5 protein-coding genes are annotated in these 9,460 nt (G+C 39.3%); 2 read left to right on the plus strand and 3 right to left on the minus strand.

What is annotated here, in order from left to right; genetic code table 11:
- The coding region (mutL, locus tag LHW48_01760) for a DNA mismatch repair endonuclease MutL (GenBank protein MCB5259190.1) at positions 1-797 on the minus strand (797 nt) is incomplete at its 3' end.
- Position 798: 1 nt separating this feature from the next.
- Entirely contained in the window at positions 799-2,460 is a 1,662-nt protein-coding gene (locus tag LHW48_01765) for a nucleoside kinase (GenBank protein MCB5259191.1), read from the minus strand.
- Between the two features lie 131 nt (positions 2,461-2,591).
- Between LHW48_01765 and LHW48_01770 the strand changes: the two genes are divergently transcribed.
- Positions 2,592-3,557 (plus strand): YitT family protein, encoded by a 966-nt coding sequence (locus tag LHW48_01770; protein MCB5259192.1) that lies wholly within the window; start codon positions 2,592-2,594, stop codon positions 3,555-3,557.
- Positions 3,558-3,816: 259 nt separating this feature from the next.
- Here LHW48_01770 and LHW48_01775 read toward each other — a convergent pair whose 3' ends face one another.
- Complete coding sequence (locus LHW48_01775; protein ID MCB5259193.1) at positions 3,817-8,376, minus strand: PAS domain S-box protein; 4,560 nt, start codon at positions 8,374-8,376, stop codon at positions 3,817-3,819.
- Between the two features lie 608 nt (positions 8,377-8,984).
- On the opposite strand from LHW48_01775, the gene LHW48_01780 reads away from it, so the two are divergent.
- Positions 8,985-9,460: hypothetical protein (locus LHW48_01780; protein MCB5259194.1), on the plus strand; the 476-nt coding region annotated here is incomplete at its 3' end.

Raw genomic sequence — 9,460 nt, forward strand, 5'->3', positions numbered from 1 at the left:
ACTGTTTTATCGTTTATAAATCTGCCATTAATGAACACATATTGGGCATCGATAAGCTTATCTGAGCGTTCTTCCAGGCCAAAGATATAGCCACTAACAGCGTAAGTCTCTGCAGCAGCGTCAATTTCAATAATATCGTCATTGAAAAAGCTGGAGCCAAAAATCTCGCTCATGCGCTTGATGCGGGCGTTTCCGCCAATATAGTTTAGTTTTTCTTTGCTATCTGCTATTAGTTTAAAGCTTATATTGGGATAAATAATCGCTTGATAGTGGAAGTACTTGAGGATATGTCGCAATTCCACTGTTTCAGAGCGGAGAAACTTACGACGCGCGGGAAGACTTTTAAAAAGGCCTCTTACCCATATTGATGTTCCGGGGTTTGATGATGTTTTCATCACGTCCAGCAGCTTCCCATCGTTCATTTCTATTCTAAGGGCAACATCCAGATTTCTACTGCGAGTAAGAAGCGTGAATTTTGATACCGAAGCTATGGATGGTAAGGCTTCCCCCCTAAAACCAAGTGAGTTTATATGCACAATATCATCTACATTTCTGATTTTGCTGGTGGCGTGGCTTTCTAAGGCGAGCATAGCATCATCGGGCTCCATTCCTTCACCGTTATCAATAACTTGTATCATGTCTTTACCACCGTTTTCCACTATTACGGTTATGGAATCTGCACCGGAATCAATACTATTTTCCACAAGTTCTTTAACTACCGAGGCGGGTCTTTCAATTACTTCGCCAGCAGCTATTTTATTGCGTACGTTTTCCGAGAGAATGTTAATCTTGGGCATTTTAGTATCTGAATACCGATCCGTTGGTGAACTCACGGATTATGGAATTATAGGGCACATGAGCATCGTCGATATCTTTACAATGCGAAAGTAAACGCAATAAACGTCGGGATTCGGTATATGCAGATGAAGTGGAAGGGACACTTAATAGCATTTTCCAAGCGTGTTTTTTGAGCACACCAAGTTCGTAAGTTAAGCTGCTGTTAAACATGTAGTTTGCATTTTCTTGGAAAGGAAAGATGTTTTTTTCCTCTCCATCTCGAACATCACGCCAACGGACAATTGTTTCTTCGGCAGAATAACCACGATACTGATGGTCGCGGATAATGCGGCGCAGCAAACGGCAATCTGTAGTTGGTATTCGGTTATGATTATCAATATTTAGTTGATTTAACGCAGAAATATAGATGCGAGCCTTGCGATGCTCTGCAATGGCAGAGGTTAGTACATCGTTCAAACCGTGAATCCCTTCCATGATGATGATGTTATCTCTCTCCATCTTTACAAAGTGATTGCTACGGCGTCGTACTCCTCGTGTAAAGTCATAGTGAGGCAATTCAATTTGTTCGCCTTCCAAGAGCTGAGTTAGTTGCATATTAAGATAATCCAGATCGATGGAATGGATAGATTCAAAATCGTAATCTCCATCTTCTTTTCGGGGAGTGAGGTCTCTATTCAGAAAGTAATCGTCCATACCAATAACAAAAGGCTTGGCTTTACTTGCTTGCAACTGCACACTTAAGCGTTTGGCAAAGGTGGTTTTTCCAGATGAAGATGGTCCTGCAATCAGGATAAGCTTGATATCTTCTTGCTTAACAATATCTGCGGCGATTTCGGCAATCTTCTTCTCATGAAGCGCTTCTTCAACTAAGATAAATTGAGATATCTCGTAGTTATCGTTTAAGCGATTAATATCTGAGATGTTGTGTACACGTAAAATATCCAGCCATTTATCATGTTCCTGATGCAGAGCAAAAACTTTTGAAGGGAGCACAAAGGGTTGTTTTAGTTCCATTTGTTTACCCGAAGGGAAGCGCAAAATAAACCCCGGTTCTTGATAGGCTATATCGAATTGTGTAATGAAACTAGTTCTATCTGCCAAAGGGCGAATAAAAAAATCGTAATATTTGCCACAACGATATATGCTAACCGATTCACTATAGTGGGATTTTATGTTTTTCAACACGTCCTTGCGTCTCATACTGTTGAAAATATCAATTGCTTCGGAAGTTTTTACTTCGATGCGGTCGATAGGTAGATCGCTGGCAATAATTCGTTGCATTTCTGCTTTTATTCTTACGCAATCTTCTTTCGAGAACTTCTCAGCATTGAATACTTCACAAAAAACACCATCTCCGATGGAGTGTTCCGCTACCATTGAATGTGAATCGCCTAAAAGTGTATGTAACGCTTTAGTGAGTATGAAAATGGCGGTATCCTGATATATGCGATACCCTTCAGGGTGCTTTGCTGTAATACAGTTAATCAAACTATCGCCATGAGGCAGATAATCTTCATTGACATATTCTGTGTGATTAATTTTATAGCTCAGAACGAGGCTGCGGTCGATGCCACTTCCCTTGAGTATCTGAGAGATGGGCCTTGCATTATCCAGTTCTACGAGACTGTGTTTGTGTCCGTCCAATCTGATATCGATCTTCATATAGTATTTCCTTGTTTATAATCTCAAGCTTAGTTTATACAAGTGGAGCACAATTACCCTCCACATATAATATAAGCTGAAACAAACTATTATTTATAGCATTATTCGTCAAGTACAATAGGAGACAGCAAATGCCGAAAACCAATGTGCGCAAGCTACGCATCAAACGAGAGATATTTAATCATCTTGGCATAGTATTTGCCTCAATCTTTTTTGCCGCAGGATACTCATGGTTTCTTTTGCCATACAATATGGCACCAGGTGGAGTAGGAGGTATATCTCAAATTTTACACATGCTTTTTGGGCTTCCCAATGGAGTGGGGATGGTAATTATAAACATTCCCCTCTTTCTGATAAGTTTTATCTTTATAGGTAAGTCTTTTGGCAGTAAGTCTTTATATGGCATGATAGTTTCTGCTCTAATGACAGATCTAATGAGTTTTCCCATGCTTCATCGCCTTGGCATTATTAAGGATTTAGTACCCTATACGCACATTGTTGGCGATAGAGTGGTTTATGCCATGTTGGCTCCCGAAGAGCTATTCCTTTCTGCCATTGCTGGCTCGGTATTATTGGGTTTGGGCTTAGGCTTGATTTTTCGGTTTAGGGGCTCTACCGGAGGAACGGATATCCCGGTTGCCCTCATCAAGCAAAAAGCGAATATTTCAATTGGCACTGGTTACTATATCGTAGAAACCGGGATTATTTTGGCTGTAGCACTTTTCCTTAGAGACCCCAAACTCTTAATCTGGGGATATATCAATTTATTCGTTACCACCAAGATTACCGATCTTGCCTCAGAAGGCTTACCCTACATTAAGGGAGTGTATATAATCTCCGACCATGTGGATGAGATTAGAGGCATTATCTTCGACAGACTCCAGCGAGGTGTTACCTTGCTTAAAGGCATGAGCGGATTTAATCAGAGAGATATAAACGTTATCTTTTGCGTTATGAACCGCCGGCAAGTACCCATACTAACTGACTTGGTTAAAGAAATTGATCCCGATGCCTTTATGATTCTTACTGATGTCTACGATGTAATGGGATACGGGTTTAAGAGCCGTAATATCAATCTAAAAGATAACTCACAATAGGAAATTATCAAAGAACGATGCAGATAACTATTCTAAACAGCCGGTAGGATCGCACCAAACAGCCTTAAGCAGCTCTTTCACCAATCTTTCTTTTCGGTTGAGTCAAATGACTTCTCCTTGTTCTCTAGTTTGCTGGTATAACGATAAAAACAAAGAGTGGGATCCGACTCAACCTTTTCATGCTCGGGGGTTGCCTAGTTTACAACAATCTTTATGACACTACCCATTTATGATGTTTTGATCCAGTGCAACTATTGATCTATACTTCGGTATCTATTTGCTTTTTTACGAGCTCCCATTCTTCAACAAGCCTATGATAATACCCTAAAAGTTGCTCGCTGCCAAGTTCAGCATAGCCGGTTTCCAGTTCTCTTGCAATTTTGCCAAAAATATCGAAATGCATATTCTGTGCCGTACCTCGCAGTGAATGTAACAGACTCTTCATCTCAGTATAGTCTTGTGTGTCTATTGCTTGCTTCAAATTTCGTAATTTCTTTGGAAAACTTTTATATGCCAATTCTAATAGGCTCTTTAATGTATCTTTATCGCCTGAAATGTTCTTTAATAAGGCATTTCTATTGAAATGATAGCCTAAAGGATCATCGGGTTCGTTCAAATCTTCTTTATTACTTAAAGATATTTCTGAATCATGATTTTGGAGTGGTAAGGATTTGCCGAGATGTTCCAACAATGAGTTCAACAACTCGTTTGCCATTACTGGTTTAGTTAGAAAATCGTTCATTCCGGCGCTTATGCAGCGGTCTTGCTCTTCTTTTAAGGCACCAGCAGTAATGGCAATTATTGGGGTATTCGAAAACTTCCTGATCTCTATACTCGCGCTAACTCCATCCATATTGGGCATCTGAACATCCATCAAAACAATATGAGGGTCATGTTTTCGCACTTCTTCGATTGCTAACAGTCCATCTGAAGCTGGAAAGATTTCTGCTTGAGGCATCGATTGCAGTATCATCTCTTTTAACAGGGTAAGATTTAGGTAGTTATCTTCAGCTATTAAAATGCGAGGTTTTTCTTTAAACACATACTTTGGTGTATTAGTATTTGCTGTGGCTTTATTTTTTGGGGGAGCATTTACCGCAACTTGGTTTTCAATAGAAAGCAGCAACTCTTGTAAACTATGGGCTTTGATTGGTTTAATAAGACGATATTTCAGATCGTATGCCAGAGCACTATGTTGAATAATGAATTCTTCAGATGCTCCGTGCATCAACACTATAGTAGTAGTTGCAACTTTTTCTGGATATCTGAGCACTATTTTGTTTATTGTATCCAAACCATTCAATTCCGGCATGGCATAATCCACCAGAATCAAATCATAAACTTGGGCTTCTGCCAAATGATCCAATGCCTTCTGAGGTGATAAAAAACTGTTAACTTGTAGTTTATACAAAGAAAGATACTTTGCAATAATCTTCAAGCTTGTTTGATTATCATCTAAAACCAGCACACGTTTTATCTTCTTTATATCTACCTTTTCCCGTTTACTCTGCTCTATTCTGCAATTTATGTTAAAGCGGAAGATAGATCCTTTCCCCGGCTCGCTTTCTAGGCTTATGTAGCTATTCATAAGGCTTGCCAAATGATTTGAGATTACCAAGCCCAAACCGGTGCCGCCATATTTTCTGGTTGTTGAAGAGTCCAATTGTGAAAAAGCCCTAAACAAACGTTTCTGTAAAGCTGGTTCGATTCCAATCCCGGTATCTCGCACTTGGAAAAAGATATCCGCATGCTCCGAATCCGTTAGTGCATAATTCACTTTAAGTTCCACCTCTCCTTGGTCGGTAAACTTTTCGGCGTTGGAAAGCAGATTTATCAGGATTTGGTTCAAACGCAAGGGATCAACTACGGCATAACGGGGGAGATCGGGATTTATATCCAGCAGCAATTCCAGGTCTTTTTTCCCTGTTTTAATTTTTACAATGTCGGTTGCATGTTCCAAAAGCTCTATCAAATCTGTTCTTACGGGCGATAAATCCAGCTTACCGGCTTCAATTTTGGAAAAATCTAAAATGTCGCTAATTATACCCAGTAGATTGTAACTGGAATTAATAATGTTTTGCGCATACTGATGATGAACTTCATCCAAACCGGAATTATATAATAACTCAGCAAAGCCCAAAACCCCATTAAGTGGGGTGCGAATTTCATGACTCATATTTGCCAAGAACTCACTTTTTGCTCTATTAGCTGTTTCGGCACGTTCCTTTTCTTGAATTAGGCTTTGTTCTAAGGCGCGTCGATTGCGAACATTTACTAAGAGTTGGGCAAATAGTGAGAGTAGGTTGATATCGGTTGAGGAAATTGCTTGAGATTTCTTTACAAAATCAAATCCTACAAATCCTAAACAATGTTCATCAGATATTAAAGGTATTATTACTAAGCTTTTTACGTTTTGAGCTAGTAAGATGCTTTTCAATTTCTCTGGTAATTCGGCGGCTTGAACATCGTCTAAGGCAACAATCTCCCCATTTTGATGCATCTGGGTCCAGGGCTTTAAGTCTTCAATGTGAATTATCTTAGGCACTGAAACAATGTTAGCAATTTCTTTAGAATACCATTCACTGATTCTTATGCACAGTTGCTTGTCCCATTCGTAATGGAATATAAAGGCTCGATTTGCCCGGGAAAACGCTGCCAATTCTGCCAAGGAATCAAGGATATTTTCTTCTAGATTATTTGAAGGTAGATTAATATATTTCATGGCAATATGGCTTATTATCTCTCTAAGACGGGATTGGTTGCGCATCTGACTCTCAATATCGTTTTTTTGCAAAACTTCACCTAAAAGATTTGCTACTACCAACAAATTATCTGTTTCAGCATCGCTAAAGAGTCTGCTGCTCCCAATACTGTCGAAACCAAAGTATCCTAATACCCTAGCTCTGCTGGATATTGGTATGCAAAGAATAGATTTTATATTCTGCTCTTTTAGAATCTGATATTCAATAGGTGCTTCTTTTTCTAACTTCGCTAAATCGGGAATTTTGATGATACTCCCCTCTAAGATTTGCTTATGCCACCATGGGATAGCCGAAGTGTGATACATATCTCGGTTCAATTTTCGGGACACAATACCCGGGGCACACCACTCGTTAGAGTTTCTAAGTACAGAGTAATCTTCTGAATATCGGTAGATATATGCTCTTTGTACTCCAAAAAACTCTCCCACAAGTTTAAGGCTATTATCTAACACTAGGCTGAGGTTGGTATTCTTGCTTTTTACAAATGCGGTAGAGATATCGACAATCATTTTTTGAAATTTATTACGAGCCAAGATTGATTGGGCTGCCCTGCGCTGTTCCGTAATCTCCCGTACTATAGAAATCACTTTATCATCGGCAAAAGGACTTATGCGTGCTTCGTATGCCCTTATTTTGCCATCTTGTTCCAATTCGTATTGTATATCTCGTGTTTCTCCCGTTTCCAATACTTGCTGTATCAACAGCAGCATTTTGTCGCTCAATTCCTTGGGTAGTATCTCATTAAGATATTGATTTGGGATTTGCTCTCTGGGTATATAGAGCATGTTATCTAGTCCCGATTTTAGATCTGAAATCATACCTTCTTTATTTAAAACAAAAATCGGATCTGGAATTGCCAATAATAAAGATTCTATATATTTATTCTTCTCTTTCAGTTCTTGTTCGGTTTTCTTTTTTTGGCTAATATCTCTGCTTACTCCTCGTAAACCGGCAAACTCTCCATGCTCATCTCTTATCATCGATACATGCATGGAAATGTCTGCCAGACTGCCATCCTTACGATAATGCTGTAATTCGATGAACCTTGTACGGTTGAGATCTACTCCCGGTTGTTTATCGCGGGCAATTTCCTCGGCAAAAGCTTCTTGCATTATTGCCAACGATTCTGGAGGATGTCTTTCTTCCAGTGAGCGAGCCATATACTCTTCGGGGCCTTCGCCAAACATCTGCATAACCGAAGGGCTAACGTATGTTGTTTCAAAGTTTTTATCGGTCATAAATACTACATCTGTGATGTTATCAGTTATGTATCGCAATTTGTTTTCACTTTCTCGTAAAGCATTCTCCGCAGCCTTGCTTTCACTGATGTCTCGCACGTGAGCGATAATGCCCGAAATTGCCGGCATGCTTAACAGATTCATCACACTCACTTCTAACCATAAGCTTTTGTTATTGGTAGATAAAACCCGAAAGTGTTTGGTTGTTAATTCGCCTGGATTGTTTTGTAGCCATGTAATAATATTCTTAGCAATAATGAGGTCATCAGGATGCACTACCGAAAGAACGTCAAGATCAAATATCTTTTCTACCTCAAGCCCCAGTAGCTGTTCTCCCAGTCTTGTAGAATACACTACTTTCAAATCTGCATTCAAGATGATGACCCATTCATTAGAGTTTTCCAGTAATAAGTGTAATCGTTCTTCGCTTGCACTAAGCTCTTCCTGTAATTCACAATAGTGAGAAATATCGAAAAATATAGTAGTGAAGTACCCTGGTTTGAGCGAAATAGCTTGGATTTTAAAGCTTTTCTTGAATAGTTTAGATTTCGCTTCAAATATTTGACTTCCACCCTCAGTTGCTATTTTGCCGTATATATCTATCCAATCTACGGTTTCTTGCGTTATTTGCGGATAAACCTCTTTTATGGTCTTACCAGTAAAAATATCCTGCTTTGCCCCGGTGAGCTCCACAAAGGTTTTATTTACTTCCAAAAAGCGATAATCGCATACTTTGCCTTTATCGTCTTTAACCACTTCATGGTAGGCATAACCAAACATTGCGCTTTTTAGTATCTCTTGATACTGCATAATATCCATATCATCCTCTTGGTATTACATAAGCTCAGACCACCAAGATTAAAATTAACCAGTTATCATCCATCTTTTTCAATGTAGATTATTTGTATCAATCTGTCAATAAGTATATTCCTAATCAAGATATACGTCAAGGCAAATAAAGCTTTCTCGGAAACTTGAGGTTCATGCTTCTCCAAATCTTGTAGGTAGTAATTATCTTTGCATTTGGCTTCAAAATCTGAGTGTGATGATTAATCGGGGTATTGGGCTGCGCTTTATACAATAATGGATGTAACGCTTAAGTGGAGGCATATTCCTTTTTGCTATAGTGGCATGGGCTCGTTATTCTCGTTATTATTGAAGCGACTCAGAATTCTTTATCTCTTCCACACACTCTTTCCTTGCTTAATATACTCTCATTATACCCTCATGACATGAGGAGATAATGAGAATAAATAGAGCGAGGTAGGAGAGTAAACCAGAAGTGAGGTTTGCCGTTGCCAAAATTTTGATTGCATAATTCGCAATATGAAATATTTTATCTAGTGAGTTGAAGTATGCCGATTTATAAGTTCACAATTTAGCTAAAGTACCATGAAACAATGCTCAAACATTCAAAGAGAACAAAGATGAAAGCAAAATTACTGATCACGATCTTGCTCATACTGCTCGGCACAGCGATCTTCGCCAGTGAAGATCCCTTCGATGCGGAAGAGTATGTGCGCAAAACCCAAGAACTTAATCAACTGGCAGAACGCTTTAAGGCTGAGACGGGGTTTAGGGGTAATGTAAGTTATGATTTGAATAGGATGTGTTTGGGCTATTATGAAGGTAAGTTTGCCGACATACAGATCACAGCAGAAGCTGATACCGCGTCCTTTAGAACTGCTTTCGAACAGATCATGGATAAGGTTTTACCTTATACTTTTGCCCGGCGAGAGCAATTGGCTAGAACTAGAATTACTAATATGCATGGCAGAATTAAGACTGTATACTATCAACAGGTTAACGGTTATAGAGTAGAGGGAGCAGCAAAGCTGTCCATTGCTTATGAAAGCGGCCGAAATGCCTTCGCTATTGGCAATGGCACCGTTGAATTGCCGGA

The organism is Candidatus Cloacimonadota bacterium (assembly GCA_020532355.1).
GTDB lineage: Bacteria > Cloacimonadota > Cloacimonadia > Cloacimonadales > Cloacimonadaceae > UBA5456.

What these genes read in the sequence shown, in the direction of transcription:
- LHW48_01765 (MCB5259191.1), bottom strand. Translation starts at nt 2,460, where the DNA reads ATGAAGATCGATATCAGATTGGACGGACACAAACACAGTCTCGTAGAA.
- LHW48_01770 (MCB5259192.1), top strand. Translation starts at nt 2,592, where the DNA reads ATGCCGAAAACCAATGTGCGCAAGCTACGCATCAAACGAGAGATATTT.
- LHW48_01775 (MCB5259193.1), bottom strand. Translation starts at nt 8,376, where the DNA reads ATGGATATTATGCAGTATCAAGAGATACTAAAAAGCGCAATGTTTGGT.